Source organism: Trinickia sp., assembly GCF_036503415.1.
Classification (GTDB): Bacteria; Pseudomonadota; Gammaproteobacteria; order Burkholderiales; family Burkholderiaceae; genus Trinickia.
The window spans coordinates 120,805-141,912 of sequence record NZ_DASXWY010000159.1 but is presented as its reverse complement, the minus strand read 5'-3'; the positions used below and the strand labels follow the sequence as shown (position 1 = coordinate 141,912).

The 21,108-nt window shown below is 62.5% G+C and carries 17 protein-coding genes; 6 read left to right on the top strand and 11 right to left on the bottom strand.

What is annotated here, in order from left to right; all coding sequences use genetic code 11:
- Positions 1-102 precede the first annotated feature (102 nt).
- Together VGL01_RS19775 and VGL01_RS19770 are read right to left on the bottom strand one after the other, a co-directional pair.
- Positions 103-1,143, bottom strand: coding sequence for an ABC transporter permease (locus tag VGL01_RS19775; protein WP_414720304.1), 1,041 nt, complete (start codon positions 1,141-1,143; stop codon positions 103-105).
- Positions 1,133-2,734 carry a sugar ABC transporter ATP-binding protein gene (locus VGL01_RS19770; RefSeq protein WP_331572325.1) on the bottom strand — a complete coding sequence of 534 codons (1,602 nt, stop codon included), beginning with the start codon at positions 2,732-2,734 and terminating at the stop codon, positions 1,133-1,135. Before VGL01_RS19770 ends, VGL01_RS19775 begins: the two co-directional genes overlap by 11 nt.
- A 189-nt stretch (positions 2,735-2,923) precedes the next feature.
- On the opposite strand from VGL01_RS19770, the gene VGL01_RS19765 reads away from it, so the two are divergent.
- Complete coding sequence (locus tag VGL01_RS19765) at positions 2,924-3,787, top strand: IclR family transcriptional regulator (RefSeq protein ID WP_414720306.1); 864 nt, start codon at positions 2,924-2,926, stop codon at positions 3,785-3,787.
- Between the two features lie 72 nt (positions 3,788-3,859).
- On the opposite strand, the gene VGL01_RS19760 is transcribed toward VGL01_RS19765, so the two are convergent.
- Positions 3,860-4,195: a DUF4148 domain-containing protein gene (locus VGL01_RS19760; protein WP_331572320.1), complete on the bottom strand. Its 336-nt coding sequence runs from the start codon at positions 4,193-4,195 to the stop codon at positions 3,860-3,862.
- Between the two features lie 187 nt (positions 4,196-4,382).
- Here VGL01_RS19760 and VGL01_RS19755 point away from each other — a divergent pair, with 187 nt between their 5' ends.
- The 5 genes from VGL01_RS19755 to VGL01_RS19735 all read left to right on the top strand — a co-directional run bounded on the left by VGL01_RS19755 (position 4,383) and on the right by VGL01_RS19735 (position 11,098).
- The gene (locus VGL01_RS19755) at positions 4,383-5,327 is read left to right on the top strand and encodes a LysR family transcriptional regulator (RefSeq protein WP_331572318.1); all 945 of its coding nucleotides are present in this window, start codon (positions 4,383-4,385) and stop codon (positions 5,325-5,327) included.
- 160 nt (positions 5,328-5,487) lie between these two features.
- Entirely contained in the window at positions 5,488-6,693 is a 1,206-nt protein-coding gene (locus VGL01_RS19750) for a paraquat-inducible protein A (RefSeq protein ID WP_331572316.1), read from the top strand.
- Positions 6,690-7,985 (top strand): MlaD family protein, encoded by a 1,296-nt coding sequence (locus VGL01_RS19745; RefSeq protein WP_331572314.1) that lies wholly within the window; start codon positions 6,690-6,692, stop codon positions 7,983-7,985. Before VGL01_RS19750 ends, VGL01_RS19745 begins: the two co-directional genes overlap by 4 nt.
- Positions 7,982-8,620, top strand: coding sequence for a PqiC family protein (locus VGL01_RS19740; protein WP_331572312.1), 639 nt, complete (start codon positions 7,982-7,984; stop codon positions 8,618-8,620). The genes VGL01_RS19745 and VGL01_RS19740 overlap by 4 nt, the downstream gene beginning before the upstream one ends.
- Positions 8,621-9,103: 483 nt before the next feature.
- Positions 9,104-11,098 (top strand): HrpF/NolX family T3SS translocon protein, encoded by a 1,995-nt coding sequence (locus VGL01_RS19735; protein WP_331572310.1) that lies wholly within the window; start codon positions 9,104-9,106, stop codon positions 11,096-11,098.
- 86 nt (positions 11,099-11,184) lie between these two features.
- On the opposite strand, the gene VGL01_RS19730 is transcribed toward VGL01_RS19735, so the two are convergent.
- The 8 genes from VGL01_RS19730 to VGL01_RS19695 all read right to left on the bottom strand — a co-directional run bounded on the left by VGL01_RS19730 (position 11,185) and on the right by VGL01_RS19695 (position 20,853).
- A complete protein-coding gene (locus VGL01_RS19730; protein ID WP_331572308.1) occupies positions 11,185-12,189 on the bottom strand; it encodes a LysR substrate-binding domain-containing protein in 1,005 nt (334 codons plus the stop codon).
- Positions 12,190-12,318: 129 nt separating this feature from the next.
- Positions 12,319-13,812 carry an aldehyde dehydrogenase gene (locus tag VGL01_RS19725; protein WP_331572306.1) on the bottom strand — a complete coding sequence of 498 codons (1,494 nt, stop codon included), beginning with the start codon at positions 13,810-13,812 and terminating at the stop codon, positions 12,319-12,321.
- 17 nt (positions 13,813-13,829) lie between these two features.
- A complete protein-coding gene (locus tag VGL01_RS19720; RefSeq protein ID WP_331572304.1) occupies positions 13,830-15,164 on the bottom strand; it encodes an FAD-binding oxidoreductase in 1,335 nt (444 codons plus the stop codon).
- Positions 15,165-15,169: 5 nt separating this feature from the next.
- Positions 15,170-16,057: a dihydrodipicolinate synthase family protein gene (locus VGL01_RS19715; RefSeq protein WP_331572303.1), complete on the bottom strand. Its 888-nt coding sequence runs from the start codon at positions 16,055-16,057 to the stop codon at positions 15,170-15,172.
- Positions 16,058-16,130: 73 nt separating this feature from the next.
- The gene (gene glyA, locus VGL01_RS19710; protein WP_331572302.1) at positions 16,131-17,426 is read right to left on the bottom strand and encodes a serine hydroxymethyltransferase; all 1,296 of its coding nucleotides are present in this window, start codon (positions 17,424-17,426) and stop codon (positions 16,131-16,133) included.
- Between the two features lie 179 nt (positions 17,427-17,605).
- Positions 17,606-18,487 carry a glycine betaine ABC transporter substrate-binding protein gene (locus VGL01_RS19705; protein ID WP_331572300.1) on the bottom strand — a complete coding sequence of 294 codons (882 nt, stop codon included), beginning with the start codon at positions 18,485-18,487 and terminating at the stop codon, positions 17,606-17,608.
- 186 nt (positions 18,488-18,673) lie between these two features.
- Positions 18,674-19,567 carry a proline/glycine betaine ABC transporter permease gene (locus tag VGL01_RS19700; RefSeq protein WP_331572298.1) on the bottom strand — a complete coding sequence of 298 codons (894 nt, stop codon included), beginning with the start codon at positions 19,565-19,567 and terminating at the stop codon, positions 18,674-18,676.
- Positions 19,564-20,853, bottom strand: coding sequence for a glycine betaine/L-proline ABC transporter ATP-binding protein (locus VGL01_RS19695; RefSeq protein ID WP_331572296.1), 1,290 nt, complete (start codon positions 20,851-20,853; stop codon positions 19,564-19,566). Before VGL01_RS19695 ends, VGL01_RS19700 begins: the two co-directional genes overlap by 4 nt.
- Positions 20,854-21,108: the final 255 nt, after the last annotated feature.

The window sequence follows — 21,108 nt, the reverse complement described above, 5'->3', positions numbered from 1 at the left end:
CGAGCGCCGTACCGGCTTCGAGCGTCGTCGCGGCGATCACGCAGTTGTCCTCCGGCGCGAGCAGAATCAGGCGGGGATCGAATGTCGGAGAAGTCATCGTCGTCATGCGTCACCGCCGGCCCGTTTCGTCAACATCAGCGCGGCAAGGATCACCGCACCGCAAATCGCTTGAACCCAGAACGACGGCACATGCGCAAGCGTCAGCAGATTCTGCGCTACGCCCAGTAGCATTGCGCCCGCGAGCGCACCCAGTATCGACCCTTTGCCACCATCGAGCGAGATCCCGCCAATGACCGCGGCGGCGACGACGGTGAAGATCATGCCGCCGCCACCGCTCGCGTCGATCGCACCGCCGTAGCCCACGGCCGCCATACCGCCGACGGCCGCAAGGACCCCGCCGGTCACGAACACACCCCATACGATACGCTCGACGCGAATGCCCGCCGCGCGCGCCGCCTCGCGGCTGCCGCCTATCGCGTAAAGGGCGCGGCCCAGCCGGTGATAGCGCAGTATGAACGCAGCCGCGGCGAACGATGCGGCGGCGAACCACACCGAAATTGGCAGCCCGAGCGCACTCGCCGCCGCGAGCGTGTGAAGCGACGGGGGCAGCGCGAACGTGGCCCCCCCTCGCGTCACACCGGCCAGCACGCCGCGCAATACGATCAGCATCGCAAGCGTCGCGACGAAAGCGTTCAGGCGCAGTCTGACGACGAGCAGTCCGTTGATCCAGCCGATCATGGCACCCACGGCCACAATGACCGCAAGCGCCGCCGCGGGCCACGCCCAGCCCGGGCCGCCGGAACCGGCTGACATGACGAGCATGACGCCGACCGCCGGGGCCAGTCCGAAGGTCGACTCGAGCGACAAGTCGAACTGCCCGACGAGCACGATCAGCGACTCGGCAAGCACGACGAGCGCCAAGGCTGACGTTGCACCGAGCAGGTTGACGAGATTCGCGCGCGTGAGGAAATCGGGATTGAGGAGCGCGCCTATCGCGACGAGCAGCGCAAGCGCTGAGAAGCGCGCCACTTCGCGCCGGCGCGCCACTTCCCAGCGTACGGGCGACGGGCGGGGCTGCCCCGTCGAAAACGGGAACCCGGCCGCGCGGACTTCGACGGCGGCGCCGGACAGACTAGGCTTCATCAAGATCGACTCCTTCGATTGCTGCAATCAGTTCACGGTCGGCCCAGAAGGCCGGAAACGTTTTGACGATGCGGCCACGGAACATCGCGAATACGCGGTCGCAGCTGCGCAGATCGTCGAGCTCGCCGCTCGAGACGATCACCGCGCGGCCGGCGTCGCGGGCGAGGTCGATCTGGGCGAGCAATATCTCTTTCGACTTCACGTCGACGCCAAGCGTCGGATCGACGAGTACGAGCACATCGGGATTCGTCGCCAGCGCGCGCGCCATGACGACTTTTTGCCGGTTGCCGCTGGAGAGCGTCGCCACTGGCACCTGCGGCCCGCGCGCAACGATGCCGAGCGACGCAATGGCCTCGGCGCCCAGCCGGCTTTTGACGGCATCGCGCACGATGCCCCAGGGGCCGAGCCGTCGAGCCAGTGTCATCGTCACGTTCTCGGCGATCGATTGGCCCGGCACGAGACCTTCGCGGTGGCGCGCCTTCGGCATGCAGCCCACACCCGCATCGAGCGCGGCCTCGACATCGCCGTAGGGAAGCGTGATTGCACCCGCCCCGCCTCGTGCGTGAACGCGGACCGCGCCCGAGCGCGGCTTGCGCAGGCCGGCGATCGCCTCGGCGAGTTCCACGCGCCCGCTCGTCGACGCTCCGACCAGACCGACGACCTCACCGCGTCGAACCGCGAACGAAACAGCATCGAAATCCGTGCCCGCGAGCCCCGCCACTTCCAACGCGAGCGGTTCGGCAGTCGGCATCTTTCGCATGCCGATGTCGGCGATGCCATCGCCTCCTGTCTCGCCTGTCATCGCATCGATGAGGGTCTCGCGCGGCAGTCCCTCGACAGGCGCCGTCAGCACACGCCGCCCATCGCGCAATACCGTCACCATCTGGCAGATGTCGTAGACCTCCTGCAATCGATGCGAGATGAACAGAAACGTCGCACCTTCGCGCCGCATCGCCTCGATGCGACTGAACAGCCGCCGGATCTCGCCCCGATCGAGCTGGGCGGTCGGCTCGTCGAGCACGATCAGACGGGCGCCATGCGACAAAGCCCGCGCGATTTCGACGAGTTGAAGCGCCGGTGCGTCGAGCTCCGCGCAGCGGGTGTCCTCGTGCACATCGATATGCCAGCGGTCGAGCAATGCACGGGCCTCGCACCGCATCGTGCGCCAGTCGATCGCGCCGCGCGCGTACGGCTGCCGATTGAGGAACAGGTTTTCAGCGATGGACAGCTCGCGAATTGCCGTCGAGTGCTGGTGAACGCAAGCGACGCTCGGGCAACCCGGGCTGCGCCCGGCGAGGCCGGGCGCAGGCTCGCCCGCGAAACGGATCTGCCCGGCGTCGGGCCGCGCCAGCCCCGCGAGCAGCGAAACGAGCGTCGATTTGCCCGCGCCGTTGCGGCCAACGAGCGCATGCACTTCGCCCGGCATGACGGCAAGGTCCACGCCGGCCAGCGCCGTCGTGGCGCCGAAGCGCTTGACCACGCCGCGCACGTCCACAACGGGCACGGCAGCGACGCCGGCAGCCGCGCTCCCGAGGTGCAGCGAATGGCCTTGCACATCGCCGCTTCGCGCCAACGCCGGACCGTACGCCATCGTCTCCTCCTCGTTGAGCGTCGGTGCGACGCAACAGCCGGCAGATCGACCGGCATCTTTTGCTCCGCTCGTCGGCGGCTTGGTTATCCTGCGGGGGCAGCCGCGCGCACCGTTCCCGGTCCGCGTCCGTCACCAAGTTCATTGATGAATGTATTATTCATATACGGATGATTGACCGCAAGCACCGCGATGACCGGTGTTTTCCCTAACCTTCGCCCGAGGGCAGATCAATTGAAGTCCGAGAAAAACGCGACCGCGGCCGACGAGGCCACCGATATTTCAGCCGCCGACGAAGCCGAGCGCTACCGTGCGCCTGCGCTCGACAAGGGCCTGGACATACTCGAGCTGCTGTCGGAACAAAAAGAGGGACTGACGCGGGCCGAGATCATGAAAGCGCTGGGCCGCAATGCGAGCGAGATTTACCGGATGCTCGAACGCCTCGTCGCCCGCCAATACGTCATGCGCTCGCCGGGCGGCGACCGCTATACGCTGAGCCTGAAGCTTTTTGCGCTGGCGCACCGCCACCCTCCGATGCACCGCTTCCTGACCGAGGCCGTGCCCGAAATGCAGCGCTTCGCCGATACCGCCGAGCAGTCGTGTCATCTGACCGTCTACGATCGGGGCAATCTGCTCGTCATCGCGCAAGTGGACGGTCCCGGCACATGGGGATTGTCGATTCGCCTGGGCTCGCGCGTCGGTCTCGTCGATACGGCATCGGGGCAAGTCATGCTTGCCTTTCAAACCGAGGATGAACGCGCGCGCATGCTCGCCGAGCACACTCGCGTAAAAGGCGAGATCGCACGCTCGTCGAACGAGCTCGCAACGATGTTCGAAGCGATCCGCGCGCAGGGGCATCTGCGTAAGGAGAGCGCTCAGACGTTCGGCGTCACGGACGTCACGTTTCCGATTCTCGGACCGTCGGGTCAGGCCATCGCCTCGCTGACGAGTCCCTATATGCGTCGTATCGACAGCTACGTCGCCCCTTCGCTCGACGAGGTCACCGCGATGCTTGCGGCTACGGCAAGCAAACTCTCGATGTCTCGCCGCCCATGAACAAAAAAGCCCAGACAAACGTCTGGGCAAAAACCACCGGGCAATTCAGCGGCTCGGCGCCGCACGCGACGCTCAATACCGTTTGTAGATCGGCGGCGAATACGAGCTCACGGATCCTTCAGCGGCATGGCCCGATTCCGCGGCATTGACTGCGCCGCCGACGCCGCTCGTATTGGCTTGGGCAGCCGCTTGCCGCGAGGCATTCTCGGCGGCGATACGCGCCTGCGCAGCCTGAATATTCTCCGGATAATGCATACGGTCCGACGGGTTGAAGCCGGCCTTCATGGCGCGCTCGAGGTCGGCGCGTACTTGAGCGCGCGTGAGCGGTTGATTATCCGATTGCGCGAACGAAAGGGCCGGTACGGCCAATGCGAGGGCAACCGCGGCTGCCTTGATCAATGCTTTCATGATGAGCTCCAAAAAGTTGTGCGATACGTCGCTGCGAATGTCGATCTGCAGCAGGTAGAATCAGTTTAGAAGGGCTCAATCAGCGGATAAATAGTCGATTCCAGAATTCACTGGTGCGCCTGACAGAACAATGACCGCCGGGCGGGCAACGGTTTCGCTGTTCCAACAACGATCGGAGGATGCCGCCATGGATCGCTTTGCGGCAATGAAAGTGTTTACGCGCGTGGTCGAATCGCGCAGCTTCGTCAAAGCAGGGGAATCGCTGCAGCTTGCCACCCCGCAAGTATCGAGAATGGTCGCGGCGCTCGAAGCGCATCTCGGCGCACGGCTTCTCAATCGCACGACGCGCAGCATCAGCCTCACCGAAGACGGCGAGGCTTATTACGAACGTTGCCTGCGCGTGCTGGCCGAAGTCGACGAAATGGAGGCCGAACTCACGCACGCGAAGCTCAATCCGCAAGGCAGGATCAAGGTCAATCTGCCGTCGTTGATCGCGAAGACTGCGATCATTCCGGCACTGCCCGAGTTCTTTGCGCTCTATCCCGACATCCAGGTGGAAATGGGACTCAGCGATCGGCAAGTCGATGTCATTGAAGAAGGTGTGGACTGTGTGATTCGCACCGGCGAGCTCGAGGATTCAGGACTCGTCGCGAGGCGCCTCGGCAATCTGCCGCGCATCACCTGTGCCGCGCCGTCGTATCTCGAGAAATTCGGCGAGCCGAAAACGCTGGAAGCGCTACGCGAACATGTCGCCGTCAACTATGTCTCGAGCAACACCGGCCGCATAAGAAGCTGGGATTTCCTCGTTGGAGACAGGATCGAGACGATCGACATGCGCAGCATGATCGCAGTCAATGAAGTCGATGCGTACGTGACATGCGGCCTGCATGGTTTGGGTATTCTCAAAGGCGCGGTCTTCCCGCTTTGGCCTTATATCCAGAGCGGCGCGCTATGCGAAATTCTTAAAGACTACCCCTGTCCGCCCCGGCCCATCTCGATCATGTATCCGCGCAATCGGCATCTGCCGCGCAAGATCAGGATCTTTGCCGACTGGGTCGCCGATGTATTCGCGCGCACCCCGCTGCTGCAAACGCAAGAGGCCGATATCGAGGCGAAGGCGATCGCCGATTGAGCGTTACGCCGCCGCAATAGTTGCGCGCAAAACGCGCTATCGGCGCGCCGGGCCTCGCGTGCGCCCTCACATCCGCACCGGGAACGAACCATGCTACTCACGTGGGAGCCATTGTTATTTTCTCCCGGACCCCGGAGACGTAGAGTGAGGGCGAAATGCCATGACGATCGGTTGCCCGGAATGCGGCACGCTCGCGGATCTCTCGCCGCTCGACGCGCGCTCGGTCGCACGGTGCAGAGTCTGCCATTATCCGCTCGAGCGTCGCAGCGGACGTAGCACGCAAGCAGCGCTGGCTTGCACCGCGACCACGTTTATTCTGTTACTGCCCGCCAATTTCGCGCCGCTGATGACCGTCCAAATACTCGGTACTCAGCACTCTTCCGTCCTTGCGTCCGGCATCGCGGCAATGTGGGACGACGGTTGGGTGTTGCTCGCCCTGTTGCTCGGCATGTTCGGCATCGTTTTGCCGTTCGTGCGTTTCGGCGGCCTCGCGCTCGTGCTCGCTGCGGTGTACGCGGGACGACGCTTCAGGGGCATTGGCCGGCTTTTCCGTTGGACGTTGGCGCTCGACGTCTGGGCCATGCCCGACGTCTACCTCGTTGGGTGCTTCGTCGGATACGCCCGCGTGACACAGAATCTTACCGGCAGAATCGGCGCCGGCGGCTACTGTTTCATTGCCGCCGCCCTCTTGTCGATGGTCACGCGCGCGTTGCTCGATCGGAGAACCGTCTGGCGAGCCATCGCCCCGGAACGCGAACCGGCGGGGGATGGGCCCGTGGTGTCCTGCCTCGCATGCGACCTCGTTCAACCGGCTTCACAGGTCGGCCACCGGTGTCCCCGATGCGGATTGAAGCTCAATACGCGCAAAACGGATGCGCTCGTGCGGGCAAGCGCGCTATCGTTGGCCGCGCTCGTCCTGACAGTGCCCGCGAATCTCTATCCGATGACAGCTTCGACGCAATTCGGCCGGCACATGTCCCATCGAATCATCGACGGCGTCTACCAACTCTTTCATGTCGGCCTTTGGCCGTTCGGCATTTTGATCTTTTGCACGAGCATCGTCATTCCGGTCGCCAAAGTCGCTGGAATGGCCTGGTTCATCGGTTCGGTGAGACGCCGCTCGCATAAGCATCTGCGTCTGAAGACCCACATCTATCACTGGATCGACGAGTTGGGACGATGGTCGAACGTCGACGTCTTCACGATCGCGGCGTTCGTTCCGTTGATTCACTTCGATGGCATTGCCTCGGCGAGTCCCGCGATAGGCGCCACGGCCTTCGCGCTCGTCGTGCTGTTGACGATGGCGGCATCGCGCGCGTTCGATCCGCGGATGATGTGGGATGTTCGCGATAGGAAGCGTCCGTGAACAGGCCGAAATCGAGGCGTACGCAGGCCGACGTCCGGCGCAGCGCTTGGCCCGGTTGGATCTGGGCAGTGCCGATCGCCGCGCTGGGCGTATCGATCTGGCTCGGCGTGCGTGCGCTGGTTCAGGAAGGCGAGACCGTCACGGTGACATTCGCCAATGCATATGGAATGAAGGCGGACGATACGGACGTCACGCTAAGGGGCGTCAAAGTCGGCAACGTCTCGGACGTCACCCTCGCACCTGACGGGCAGCACGTCGAAGCGACGCTCAAGATCGATCACGCCGAAAAGCGGTATCTGCTCAGCGGCACCCGATTTTTTCTGCGCGGCGCGAAACCCGATATCGACGATCTCGCCTCGCTCAAGGCGCTCTTGGCCGGGCCTGAAATCGTCATGGAGCCCGGGCCTGGCAAGCCAACGACTCACTTCGTCGGCGACGATAGCCGGCCTGCCCTGCCCCCGCGGCACGGCCCCATCGTCACCTACGCCGTTCGCTTCGAAGGCGCGGCGGGTGCGCTCAAAGACGGGGCCGCCGTTGAGTTGCGCGGCTTCCAGGTGGGTACCGTCGTCGATGTGCACTTGCGCTACGACGCCGCGACCGGTGCATTGGATACACCGGTGCAGATCGCACTCGATCCGTCCGCGCTCGGCATCGTCGGTTCTCCGCCGCCGGCCAACGGCGATTGGCGGCCCGCGGTGGACGGCATGCTGCGGCGCCTCATCGCCCAGGGCTTGCGTGCACGGCTCACACAGGACCCACCGCTCGTCGGACCTCGCAAGGTCGGCCTCGATTTCGTGGCGAACGCACCCGCCGCCACACTGGCGCTCGATAACGGCACACCCGTGATCCCGAGCGTCGCGTCCGCCGACATGGATACGATCGCGTCCAAAGCGAATGACATCGTCGACAAAATGGACAGCCTTCCCATCAAGGAAACGGGCGAGCGCGTGCGCAGCATCGCGGCACACATCGATGCCCTGAGTTCATCGCCGCGCATCGGCGACTCGCTCGAGCATATCGATCGCGCGGTCACGCAGATCGATCGCACGTTGCAGCAGGTATCGCCGCAAGTCGCTCCGCTGGTGGCGCAGCTGCGCGATGTGGCGAACTCCGCCGATCAGGCCGCCGCCGCGGCCAACCATACGCTCGGAGGCGATGCGACGAGCCAGAACGATCTGCCGGCGGCATTGCGCGAGCTCACCGACGCCGCACGCTCGATTCGCGCATTGGCCGATTATCTCGATCGGCATCCCGAGGCGCTCGTTCGGGGCAGGCAGGAGAAAACACCATGACACGCACTGCCGGAAACCGGACAAGGCGCCGCTTGCCGCGGACGAACGCGATGCGGCTGGCGGCGATCGTCATCGGTTCGTCGCTCGCGGGTGCCATGACGATCGCCGGCTGCAGTCATAGCCCGCCCATGCGCTACGTGACGCTGAGCGCAGCGCCAGCTGCGACGCCGCTCGCCACCGGCCGAATCGAGCCGGTGCAGCTCACCGCCCTGCATATTCCCGGCGAACTCGACCGGCCCGAAGTCGTCACGCAGATATCGGGGAACCAATTGTCGGTCGATGAAGGTACCCGCTGGGGCGCGCCGCTTGCGCGCATGATGCGCCGCACGCTCGCGGAGGATCTTCTATCGCGCTTGCCCGAAGGCTCGTTCGTGCTGCCGGACTCGCCCGCACCGACCGAGACACGCGCGCTCGTAGTGACCGTCCTCGATCTCGAAATCGATACGAGCAAGACATTGAGGATGCAGGCCGCCTGGACGTTATCGACGGGGCGCCCCGATCGCGTGGTGCTGACACGGCAGGCCACGCTTTCCGTAGAGATGCCGGACAGCAACGCGGCGAGCCAGGCGGCATCGTTGAGCCGCGCTCTTGGGCAGTTGGCTGACCGCATTGCTGCGTCGATTCCATCGCGGTGATGGGCGTGTTCTCCATGCTGCGCGTCGTCCTCTGACCAAGGGCTTCCCTCGCCGTTCATAGCGGTCGCACTCGTTCATTTCGTGGGTGGCGACTCGTTTTCGCCAGCATTTGCCTGAAAACGCGCAGGCGCGCTCTACGCTCTTGCTGAACCGGTTGTTGTCTGTCCACGCCGACTGCGTTTCCCCGGGCTACGCGCTGCGACCCGCATGAGCGCCACGCGCGCGGAGTTCCGTCACGGTCTCAACCTTGAACAGAAGAGGCTCCCCATGCCCTTGAGTCATACCTCCTCGTCGAATCGAACATCCGAGCTTCCAACGTCGCCCTCTTCTGACGGGACGACGAAGCGACGCTCTTCGGGCCAAGGACTGCTCGGCTCGGGGGCCGCCGGAGCGGCCGCCGGCGGCGCTGCGTTTATCGGCGCCGGCGTTGCCGGCCAAGTATCGGATCCCGTGCTGCAAAACGTCTACACGGAGTTGGAGAAGATGCTGTCCAACTCCCTGGGCACGCTCGTAGGCAGCGATAGTGAATCCGACGACAAAAAGTCACGCGGTCAAGACAGCCAGGCCGCTCAGGCGGCACAGCCCGACGGCCAAGTGCCGGCCGACCCATCAGCCAATCCGCAGGCCGACTCGAGTGCAGCCTACAAGGCGTTGCTGGACAACATTGCATCCGGGCACGGCGGCGGTGTTTTCGGCGGCCTGTCCGCACAGAAGATCATGGAAAACGCGCCACCCGGGTCTTCGAATCTGACCTGGAACAGCGGGACGCTGAGCGACACCGAGTTGCAAATCGTATCCGTGCTCGACCGTCACAAGGATCAATGCCCACTGAGCTGGGGATCGCTGCAGGACAAGGCCAACGATCCTTCCACCCCGCCGGACCTGAAGGCCGCGATCCAGGGATTGCAGAACGACCCGCAGCTGTTCTATGCGATCGGTTCGCAAGGCGATGGCCGGTGCGGCGGAAAAATCAAGGCTGGCGACCTCTCGAGTTTCTCGGCCAACCACCAGCAGGTCGCGTCGTTCAAAGAGGATCAGGCGAGCAGTTACGAGCAGAATTACGTCCCATCCGACGCCACCGGAAACGTTCAACCGTCGGAAATGACGGAAAGCGATGCCATGCGAGAGCTCTATCGCTATTCCGACAATTTGCCGAAGAATCTGGGCTTGGCCGATTTCAAGCAGATCGTGGACGGCGACGCGAAGACCGGAAAGACGCCGCCCCAGGTCATTGCGGCCGCCAAATACTTCATCGACCACCCGGATCAATGGAAGCAAGTGTCCGGCGGCAACGACGAGATGAGCACGGCTGATTTTCTGCAAGCCGCGTCATCGTCGATGCACATGACGCAGGACGAATTGAATACGCTCGACACCATCAACAAGAATCAGAAGGCCTTCTTCGGCGACGGCGACCTCACGCGCGACAAACTCACGAGCATGGTCAACGACAAGAGCCTCGATCCGAAGGTCAAGCAAGCCGCGTCTCAGTTGCTTTCGGACCCATTGCTGTTCGGCGTGCTCAACAACTCGATCACGGGCTACAAAACCCATCACGGGTTCTTCGATTTCGGCGGCGGGCATACGGTCGATTCGGGCAACATCAGCAACGATGACTTCAAGCACTTCTACGACAACATGTCCGAGGCCAACCGGACAGTGCAAAAGCCGGTGACGCACGCACCAAAAACGGCCGCCGATCAGGATGCCGTAGCCGACATGATGATGGGAACCGCCGATCAGCCGAACATCAAGACGCCGAAACACAACGGCGGCGCACTGATGCATGCACTCGACGAAGGGCTGAAGATCGGATCGATGGTGCTCGACTGGGGCGCGACGGCGCTCGGCGCACTCAGCTTCATTCCGGGTATCGGCGAGTTGGCGGACATGGGATCGGCAGTGCTCGAGGGCGAATCACAAGCGATGAACGTTGCCCGCACGGTGCTCGACGGAGGTAACCTGAAGAAGGCGCTCGAAGAAGCGGGCCTGAGTATGGCGGCCCAAGCCGTGGGCGACATCGCCGGGCCGGAGGCGAAGATTGCCATGCGCGACGGTCTCGCCAAAACGCTGATTGAAAAGGCTGCGACCGTGGGCATGAACATGCCTGTTCAGGCAGCGCAATACTATGCCGTTAGCGCGATGAACAATATGAAGTCGAGATTGGAAGGTAATCCGACGCCGGGCATCTTCAACTTCACGCAGTCGATGGCGGAAGGCGGACTCGGCAGCGTGGGCGAAGCATTGGACGGCATCGGTGGGCATAAGGTCAAGTTCGACTCGATGTCCGACGGCATCACCAAGAAGGTGATGGAAAAGGCGACGACGGCAACCGTCAATGCGCCGCTGACCGTGGCGAAGGGGTATGCCGGTAGCTACTTAGGCAATGTGCAAGCGCAAGTGGGAGCGGGTCCCGCGCAACCGACCGCGGAGCCGATTCAGCCTACCGTCGTGCCCACTCAGACAACGCCGGTCTGAGCGCAGTGTCGACGCTCACCGAGCGTTATACCGTTCGCCCTCGGTGCGCCGAGGGCGGTTGACACTACGAGGCGCAGCCCGTAGCGTCATCGAATCTTTTCCTCTGCTCCGGTGCTAGCCCATTCGCGCATCATCGCTCCGACTTCCTCGCAGAGCCACTCGCGGAACTGCAGATACTCGGGGCGAACCTTGGCGTTCTTGCGCGTGATCAGATAGTGATAGCGGTCGTTGAATACGAGCGCATCCTGGACCGGTCGGACCAACTGTCCCAATTCAACCTGGCGATGCACCAGGTGATGCCAGCCGAGCAGCGTGCCCTCGCCCGCTTCGGCCTGGGCGACGAGCAGCCGATAGTCGTTGCTTTCCAGATGGTCGTTTTCGACGAGCATGTCGGAGCCGTCGCTGTGCTGAAACCAGTTGCGCCACACGCGCCAGTCGACGTGCTCGCAAACCTGCGCTCGTCCCAGCAACGATAGATTCAACGTCGGATGCGAGAGCAGATCCAGCGGCTTCAGCGACTTGCCGTGAAAACGGCGCTCGCGAAACGACGGACTGCACACCGGATACACCACGTCGTGAAAGAGCGGCTCCACTTCATACTCAGCCTCGCGCGGCGGAATCTTGGTGATGATGACGTCAGGTTCCATCAGCCCGTCGATCTCCATGAAATGCTCGGTGACCATCACGTGCAGCTTGATATCCGGATACCGTTTGCGGAACTGAGGCAATCTGAACGACAACCATAATGCGGAAAACGTATGCGAGACGCAAACGGTCAGCGCGTGCCTGTCGGACCGGCGAACGGCCTCCGCGGCTTCCGCGATGTTCATGATCGACAGATACGACGCGTTGTAGAGAATGCGTCCTGCGTCGGTCAGCGCGATGTGTCTTCCCGTGCGCTCGAACAGCGCAACATCGAGCGAATCCTCGAGTTCCTTGATTTGCCGGCTGATCGCGGCCTGCGTCACGCACAGCACTTCCGCGGCCTGCGTGAAGCTCTCGTATCGCGCCGCCGTGACGAAGCACCTCAGCGCCCTGAGCGATGGCATCTGGGCGAGGAGTCTATCGGCGAACAACTGCTTCTTTTGCATTGCCTTCACCTTTCACGCGGACGCTTCAGATATAACAGTTTGCTAGCGCCGCCACTCGCTGACAAGAGCGCGCTACCCTCGGTGTCCCTCCCCGCTATGCGGCGCCGGTGATCCGCTCGAAGCGCTCCGTCAATCGAGCTTCAGCCAAGTCGTCTTCAGTTCGCAGTACTGATCATGAGCGTAAATCGATTTGTCGCGGCCGCCGAAGCCCGATTGCTTGAAACCGCCGAACGGCGTCGACAAATCGCCCTCGCCGAAGCAATTGACGGTGACCGTGCCCGCCCGGATGCGCGCCGCGATCTTGTGGGCCTGATTGACGTTGTCCGTCCAAAGCGATGCTGCCAGACCATAGCAGGTGTCGTTGGCGATTCGGACGGCCTCTTCGACGTCGCCGTATTCGATGAAGCAAAGCACGGGGCCGAACACTTCTTCGCGCGCGATCGCCATGTCGGGTTTCACGTTGTCGAAAATCGTCGGCTCGACGAACCAGCCGCCGCTCTCGGTGAGCGTCGCCTTACCGCCACACACCAGGCGCGCGCCTTCGGCCCTCGCCGTCTCGATGTGCGCAAGCACCTTCTCATAGTGCGGGCGTTCGATCAACGAGCCCAGTTTCACGTCCGGGTCGAGCGGATCGCCTGTCTTCCAGCTCTCCAGCACCGATCGGACTTTTTGCAGCAGCTCAGCCTTCATCGACGCCGGGACGAGAATGCGCGATCCCGCGCTGCAGTTCTCACCCATGTTCCAGAAGGCAGCGGCAACCGCATTCTCCGCAACAGCGTCGAGATTGGCAACGTCGGGTAGCACGACCTGCGGGTTCTTGCCACCGCATTCCAATACGACACGCTTCAAGTTCGTGTCGGCCGAGTAGCGCAGAAAGCGTTTGCCCGTTTCCGTCGAGCCCGTAAAGGCGACCAGGTCTATATCGGCATGCTGCCCGATGGCCTGGCCGGCCTGCTCACCAAAGCCCGTGACCACGCTGAAAACACCGGCGGGCACACCCGCTTCCAGTGCGAGATCGGCGATGCGCAGCGTCGAAAGCGACGTCTGCTCGGCAGGTTTGACGATCACGCTGTTGCCGACGGATAGCGCCGGGCCGATTTTCCATGCGAGCATGAGCGCCGGAAAATTCCACGGCAGCACCGCTCCGACCACACCGATCGGTTCGCGCGTGATCATACTGACGACACTCGGGCCCGATGGCGACAGCGCGTCGTAGCGCTTGTCCGTCGCCTCGGCATGCCAGCGGATGCAGGCCGCCGATTCGGGGATGTCGAGCCCGAGGCATTCGCTGATCGGCTTGCCTGCTTCGAGCGCTTCGAGCAGCGCGAGTTCTTCTGCGTTTTCGTCGATCAACTGGGCGAGGCGCAGCAGGACGCCCTTGCGCTGGGCCGGCGTCGCCTTCGACCACACGCCGCTTTCGAACGCCGCTCTCGCCGCGACGACGGCGCGATCGACATCCTTGGCGTCGCACTTGGCCACATCGGCCAATACCTTCCCGGTCGAGGGATTGAGCGTTTCGAACGTCTCATTCGACGCAGCGGGGCATCGCTCGCCCGCGATGAATGCCCGGCCGTCGAGCCGCAACGCTTGCGCCCTGTTCTTCCATTCCTGATACGTTGCCATGGTCTAGTCCTTGAAAGTTAGAGCTCGGCGCCCGCCGCGAATTCCTTGACCCAGATCGCGGCCGATACGGCCACGTCCGCGATGGGACGTGCGGGTAGCGAGCGCGGATGCGGTTGATTCAGTAGCTGATGCACGAGGTCGCTCGACTGACCGAGCGCATACTCCGCGATGAGCTTGCCGGATGCGGAACCTCTGCTCAAACCGAGTCCGTTACATCCGATCGCTTCGAACACCCCGTCGTTTCGTTGTCCGAATAGCGCGCCGTTGTTGGCGGACAGACACAACGGCCCACCCCACGTATATTCGAGCTCGAGGTTTCCGAGCATCGGAAAGCGCCGATCGAACGAGCGCTGGTGCAAGCTCTTCGCCTTCGCGAGATCGGATTGAGACACCTCGAGCCCCGGCCGGAAAGCGAAGTGATTGCGCACGCAAATGCGATTGCTGCTCAACCGGCGTACGGTCGTGCCCATCGGATCCGCGGGAATGAGCGCCCATGATTGCGCGCCGCCGAGCTCGGCGATTTCGCGAGGTGTCATCACACGTGTCATCGATGCGAACGTATAGACGGGCAGCAAGCCGTTGGGATGCCCCCCAAACCTCGCCGCGTAGGCATTCGTGCAGAGAATCACGCCTTTCGCGCTGATCGTTCCATGAGCGAACGTCAGCACCTTCATATCGCGGCGATCGTCGATGTCTCTCACCGCACTCATTTCGAAAACCTTCGCGTTCGGCGGCAGCGTCTTGGCGAGACCCCGCATCAGTGCGGCCGGTTGAACGGTACTGCAGCCCGGTGTAAACAGCGCACCGTGATAGAAACCCGTCCCGGTGACCTTGCCGATCGCGGCCTCGTCGAGCCATTGGAAAGGCTCGTCGATGCGGGACAAACCTTCCGCGAAGTGCGAAAGTGCCGCGTGGCCCTTCTTGTTGACCGACGCATGAAACTTGCCGTCGTCACGCCAATCGCACTCGATGTCGTGCCGACGCACGACTGAACGCACATAGTCGATACCATGGCGTTGCAGCCGAACGTCGGCTTTGTCCGCTTCCACGCTGCGGGAGTAACTCTCGCTGCTGATGTCGTGCGGCAAATCGACGAAGAAACCGGAATTGCGTCCCGCGGTCGTACGTCCGATACGGTCCGCTTCCACCAAGGCAATCGACGCGTCGGGCGCGAGTTCGGCCAGGCGGCGCGCGGCGCACAATCCGGTGATGCCTCCACCGATGACCACCCAGTCGAATCGTTGCTCGGACGTTACCGTGGCCTGTGGCGGCGCCGCTGGAGGCAGGCACTCCCACCAACCGTTCACGCCGTCGGGAGCGGGAAACCGCGCGAATTCCAGTTTCGAGGTCATACGCGTTACCGGGCGTTGCCCAACATCGGCTCGACAAGCTGTGCGAATGCACTGCGTTCGTTGTCTGAGAGGCGGCCAAGGGGTGCCCGCGCCACGCCGACCGGCAGGCCCGCCAATTCGCAGCCATAGCGAACGTATTGGATGAACTTGCCGCTGCGCTCGAGCAGTTCGAGCACGGGCAGAAGCTGCGCCATCAGCTTGCGGCCCAACGTGAAATCGCCCTTGTCGACGCACGCGTCGAACAGCGCCACGTGCGCTTCCGGCAAGAAATTCGAGGCGCCGCCGACCCAGCTTTTCGCGCCCCACGCGAAGAATTCGAGCGCCTGGTCGTCCATGCCGCAGCTGAACGTCAGCCGGTCCTTGAAGTACGTGGCGAGGTGGTGCAGGTGCGCAATGTCTCCGGTGCTCTCCTTCATCGCGAGGAAGTTCGGGCGCTCGAGCAGTTTTTCGAGGACGTCGTCGCTGATTTCCGTTCCCGTGCGAGCCGGAAAGTTATAAAGCATGACCGGCATGTCGAGCGCGTCGTCCACCTTCAGCAGGTGAGCCAGCAACTCTTCCTGCGTCGGCTGCACGTAGTACGGCGCCGCAACCAGTAGCGCCTGCATGCCCGCCCGCTTTGCTTCCTGACCGAGGCGAATCACCTCTCGCGTCGTCGTTGCGTTGATTCCGGCGGTGAGATACGTCTTGCCGCCAGCCGCCTGTGCAACCGTGTTGAACGTCTGCACACGCTCGTCGAAACTCAACGCGTAGTATTCGCCCGTCGTTCCGCCCACGCCCAGGCCCGAGACGCGGCCGGCCAGATTGGCGGCATGCTTGCCGAGCAATTCATGATCGATCTCGCCGTCCGCCTTGAACGGGGTCACGAGCGGAGTATGCACACCCTCGAAGCTCATTTCGTTTCTCTCATCAGTTATCTGCAACCAGGTAAATCGGATGGGTTTACCAGCAATCACGCTCGATCGCCGGTCATACGACGTCCACCGCATGCGAATAAATCGGGAACTGGCCGCACAGCTCTCTCACGCGCGTGCGCACTGCGCGCTCCACCTGCTCGTCGCCGTTGGGGTTGCGCTCCAGCGCCGACAACACTTCCAGAATCATTTCGCCGACCTGCTCGAATTGAGCCGTGCCGAATCCGCGCGTCGTGCCCGCCGGCGTGCCAAGCCGAATGCCGGAGGTCACCGTCGGGTTCTCGGTATCGAACGGAATACCGTTCTTGTTGCATGTGATGCCGGCGCGTTCCAGCGCCTTCTCCGCCTGCGCTCCCGTCAGCCTCTTCGGTCGCAAATCGACTAACTGCAGATGGTTGTCGGTCCCGCCTGTCGCGAGACTCAGGCCGCCGGCCTTCAGTACATTGCCGAGCGCCTGTGCGTTGCGCAGCATTTGATCGATGTACGCCGTGAACTCGGGACGAAGCGCTTCGCCGAACGCCACCGCTTTGCCGGCGATGACGTGCATGAGCGGGCCGCCCTGCAACCCCGGGAACACGGCAGAATTGATTTTCTTGGCAATGTCGCCGTTGTTCGTGAGGATGAAGCCGCCGCGCGGTCCGCGCAGTGTCTTGTGCGTCGTCGACGTCACCACGTCGGCAAAGCGAACGGGGTTCTCATGCCGGCCGACTGCGACGATGCCCGCGATATGCGCCATGTCGACCATCAACAGCGCGCCCACGCTGTCCGCGATGTCGCGGAACGCAGCGAAATCGAGCGCGCGCGGATAAGCCGAATACCCCGCGATGATCAGCTTCGGACGATGCGCTTGCGCGAGCGCGCGCAGCTTGTCGTAATCGATGCGGAAGGTTTCCGGGCTCACGCCATACTGCACCGCGTTGAACCATTTGCCCGACAGGGCGGGACGAGCGCCATGCGTCAGATGGCCGCCGGCGTCGAGCGACATGCCCATGACCGTCTCGCCCGGCTTGACCAGCGCCAGCATGACCGCGCCATTTGCCTGCGCGCCCGAGTGCGGCTGGACGTTCGCATACTCGGCTTCGAACAGCGCCTTCACGCGATCGATGGCCAGCGCTTCGATCCGGTCGACATGGTCGCAACCGCCGTAATAGCGTTTCGAGGGATAGCCTTCGGCATATTTGTTGGTCAATACCGTCCCTTGCGCCTCCATCACCGCAGCGGAGACGATGTTCTCGGAGGCGATCAGCTCGATCTGAGTTTGCTGGCGGCGCAACTCGAGCGCGATTTCCGAGGCGATGACGGGGTCTCGGCTCTGGAGCGTTTCCGAAAAAAAGCGCGAGTGTTCGTTCACGGGTCACTCCCAAAAGCGTTGGTGTAACGCAGCCCTACAGGACTGCGGCCCTCATTGAGTCGGCGGGCACACCGTCGCGCCCGCCGGAAGAAATATCGAAGAAGCGTCCGTGAACATCCGCAACGTCCGCTGCCGCCAGGCATGCGTCGACCGGACACGACCCTCGGCCAACCTTCGACTCATTGCTGCAACCAGGCCTTGAGCTCGTCCGGATGCGAGTCGACGAACTTCTTCGCCGCGGTGGCGTAGTCGTTCGTGGCATTGCCTTCGAATTCGATGGCCTCGACATCAGCGAGCTTCAGCTTGAAATGCTTGAAGAACACATCGGCACGCGGAAATTTGCTGGCGAATTGCTTGGAAGCGAACGCGTGAACCTGCTCTTCCCCGCCCAACGTGCCCTTCGGGTCTTTCAGGTAGCGCATCTTCCATTTCTGCCAGAGCCAATGCGGGCTCCAGACCGTGGCGACGACCCATTGCTTCGACTGATTGGCTCGCGACACCGCTGCCAGCATCCCGGCTTCGCTCGACGATTGAAGGTGATAGTTGGATAAGCCGTAGGCTTGGAGCGTCTTTTCGGACGCTTGCATCAGGCCTGCACCGGGGCCGATGCCCTGGACCGTGCCGTCGAGCTTGCTCTTGACGTCGGGCTTGCTCAGATCCGAAATCGACGACAGTTCGGACTCCGGAACGTAGGCCGGCACGGCCCAGCCATTCTTGCCGCCGGTATAGATGACGCCGACGTCGTCCATGTCGTTCTTGTATTTCGCGTAGTACACCGCATGCGTGACGGGGAGCCAGCCGCCGACCATGATGTCGAGGTCGCCACGCGCGACGCCTTCGTACTGAATACCGATGTCGGCGTTGACGAACTTGACGGGCTGGTTAAGCTTGGTCTCGAGCACATATTTCGCGACGTTCGCCGTGGCCAACACGTCGGCCCAATCCGTGATCGCCAACTTGATCGGCTCCGCAGCCGAGGCGACACCTACGCCAAGACTCAAAGCAGCAACCGCCGATAGCGCAACTTTGGCAATAAGTGCCTTGAAAACATTGCAGTTCATTTAGGACTCCTAATCTACTTCGTGTCGTTTTGAACCATGTCACAGGTGCTGCCACGTAGCGTACGCAGTCTCCCCGCCCCTTTTACTTCCCCGGCTGTCCAACCTCGCGGCTATGACAGACTGTCCGTCAGACTCGATCGGTACTTGCCTGTCGCATCGACGACGCCGGGTCGATCGTCGGATCCGTTACGTACGCGCTGCCACGTCGTTTGCGCCGGCCTTCCCTGCCTTGGCAGCGGGCCGAGCTTTCTTCTTTTTCGATTTGCCGAACGTCTCGGTCAAGCGATCGAGCACGATCGCAAGCAATACGACGCCAAGCCCGCCTTCGAAACCGATGCCGATGTCCAGCCGCTGGATGCCGCTCAGCACATACTCGCCGAGTCCGCCGGCGCCGATCATCGATGCGATGACGACCATCGAAAGCGACATCATGATCGTCTGATTGACGCCGGCCATGATCGACGGCATGGCGTTCGGCAATTGGATTTTCCAAAGCAGTTGCGCATCGGTGCTCCCGAACGAACGCCCCGCTTCGAGCAGTTCCTCTCGAACCTGCCGAATACCGAGCGTCGTCAGACGCACGACCGGCGGCATCGCGAAAACCACCGTGGCAATCACGGCGGGCACGCGGCCCAGTCCGAACAGGATGACGGCGGGAATCAGATAGACGAATGCCGGCATCGTCTGCATGAAATCGAGCAGCGATCGCAAGACCAGCTCGACCCCGTTGTTGCGGGCACCCCAGATGCCGAGCGGCACACCGATGATCAGGCTGAAGCACGTGGCCGCCACGACGAGTGCCAGCGTAGACACCGTTTGCGGCCACAGCCCCATGTAATGGATCGCCCAGAGTGCCAAGCCGACGAAGACTGAGAAGACGATACCGCGGCGCCACAACGCGAAGGCCACGAGGATGACGAGCATCGCGATGAATGGAATCGCAGCCAGACCGTCCTCGAGCAGTCTGATCACCGCGCCCAATGCCGAGGAAAACGCGTTGAAGCCGCCTTGGAAATGATTGAAAAGGAAAGTGACGGCGTTTTCCGCAAACTGGCCGAAGATCGATGACGAGGTACTCATACTGCCCTCCGCTCCATAACCTGCTTCAGTATCGTTCTGCACGACACGACGCCCGCCAGCTTCCCGCCCATATCGACAACCGGCACGTCGTGTTCCTGGCTCAAGGCAATGGTGGCAAGTTCGTGCAAGTCAGACTCGGGCGAAACCGTCTTCAAGTCCTGCAGCAATGCTTCACGCAGAGGACGCGCACCGGCCTTGTGCAGCGACGTGGGGGTGACGCAACCTTGGAATCGGCCCGCTTGATCGCACACATAGGCGCACTCCAGACCGCCGTCGATCATCTGGTTGACGTAGTGCTCCGCGGGCGCACCGATATCCGCCGCAATCACGCCGCGTTCGACTCTGGTGAGCAGTCTTTCGGCTTTGAGAAAGCGCGAGACGTCGACGTGGTGGAAGAAGTCCCGCACGTAGTCGTCGGCCGGCGATTGGATCAGCTCGGCAGGCGTGCCAACCTGAATCAGGCAACCGTCCTTCATGATGCCGATGCGACCGCCGATCTTGATGGCTTCTTCGATATCGTGCGAGATGAAGACGATGGTGCGCTGCTCCTGCTTTTGAAGCCGCAGCAGTTCGCTCTGCATCTCATGCCGAATCAACGGGTCCAGCGCGGAGAACGCTTCGTCCATCAACAGCACGGAAGGATTCACCGCCAGCGCACGAGCAAGGCCGACGCGTTGCTGCATGCCCCCCGATAACTCGCCGGGCAGCAGTTTTTCGTATGAACCGAGGCCGACTCGCGTGAGTGCCGCTCGAGCGATTTCGTAGCGCTCGGCCTTTTTCATTCCGGCGACTTCGAGCCCGTATGAGATGTTGTCGAGCACCGTGCGATTGGGCAGCAGCGCGAACGACTGGAATACCATTGCCATCTTCTCGCGGCGAACGTCGCGCAACTCGACCGTCGACATCGGCGCGATATCGCGGCCTTCGAGAATGACCTGCCCTGATGTCGGCTCGATCAATCGGTTGAGGAGCCGGACCAGCGTCGACTTGCCGGAACCCGACAGGCCCATGATGACGAAAATCTCGCCTGCCTTGACGCTGAGGCTGACGTCGTTGACGGCAACCATACTGCCCGTGCGTTCGAAGACTTCGTCTCGACCGAGGCCTTGCCTGACCAACTCGGCTGCACGTTCGGGTTTCGGGCCGAAGATTTTCGACAGGTTTCGGACCGTCAGAATATCGGTGCCGCCAACTGCGATCGGGTTTGCAACCGATGAGGCGGCTTTCGCATCGATCACGCCGGACGGAACCACATCCTGCGGTGCGAACGTCAGATTCGGGGGCATGCTTTCATTCCAACTGGCAAGTTCAAGAAATCGAAGGCCGCGATCGGATAGCCCTCGGTCCAAGCGACCGTTCTTGGTCTCGTCGGTTTTTCTAATCCACCCGGCGGCAGTTTTCAGTGCGTATTGCGCTATCCGTTGCGGGGAGATTTCCGACGCGCCAGTCGCGTCAGTCGTCATTCGTTGCATCCCGGCACGCTAGTTCCGCTGAGGGCCAATCGCTGATCGATATCTATTGCATGGATCGAAGCGTACCAA

Bases quoted from the DNA above. Each gene is read 5' to 3' on its own strand.
- VGL01_RS19770 (WP_331572325.1), bottom strand. From the start codon at position 2,734: ATGGCGTACGGTCCGGCGTTGGCGCGAAGCGGCGATGTGCAAGGCCAT.
- VGL01_RS19775 (WP_414720304.1), bottom strand. From the start codon at position 1,143: ATGAAGCCTAGTCTGTCCGGCGCCGCCGTCGAAGTCCGCGCGGCCGGG.
- VGL01_RS19715 (WP_331572303.1), bottom strand. From the start codon at position 16,057: ATGAGCTTCGAGGGTGTGCATACTCCGCTCGTGACCCCGTTCAAGGCG.
- VGL01_RS19735 (WP_331572310.1), top strand. From the start codon at position 9,104: ATGCTGTCCAACTCCCTGGGCACGCTCGTAGGCAGCGATAGTGAATCC.
- VGL01_RS19700 (WP_331572298.1), bottom strand. From the start codon at position 19,567: ATGAGTACCTCGTCATCGATCTTCGGCCAGTTTGCGGAAAACGCCGTC.
- VGL01_RS19695 (WP_331572296.1), bottom strand. From the start codon at position 20,853: ATGCCCCCGAATCTGACGTTCGCACCGCAGGATGTGGTTCCGTCCGGC.
- VGL01_RS19720 (WP_331572304.1), bottom strand. From the start codon at position 15,164: ATGACCTCGAAACTGGAATTCGCGCGGTTTCCCGCTCCCGACGGCGTG.
- VGL01_RS19760 (WP_331572320.1), bottom strand. From the start codon at position 4,195: ATGAAAGCATTGATCAAGGCAGCCGCGGTTGCCCTCGCATTGGCCGTA.
- VGL01_RS19750 (WP_331572316.1), top strand. From the start codon at position 5,488: ATGACGATCGGTTGCCCGGAATGCGGCACGCTCGCGGATCTCTCGCCG.
- VGL01_RS19740 (WP_331572312.1), top strand. From the start codon at position 7,982: ATGACACGCACTGCCGGAAACCGGACAAGGCGCCGCTTGCCGCGGACG.
- VGL01_RS19725 (WP_331572306.1), bottom strand. From the start codon at position 13,812: ATGGCAACGTATCAGGAATGGAAGAACAGGGCGCAAGCGTTGCGGCTC.
- VGL01_RS19765 (WP_414720306.1), top strand. From the start codon at position 2,924: ATGACCGGTGTTTTCCCTAACCTTCGCCCGAGGGCAGATCAATTGAAG.
- VGL01_RS19755 (WP_331572318.1), top strand. From the start codon at position 4,383: ATGGATCGCTTTGCGGCAATGAAAGTGTTTACGCGCGTGGTCGAATCG.
- VGL01_RS19730 (WP_331572308.1), bottom strand. From the start codon at position 12,189: ATGCAAAAGAAGCAGTTGTTCGCCGATAGACTCCTCGCCCAGATGCCA.
- VGL01_RS19705 (WP_331572300.1), bottom strand. From the start codon at position 18,487: ATGAACTGCAATGTTTTCAAGGCACTTATTGCCAAAGTTGCGCTATCG.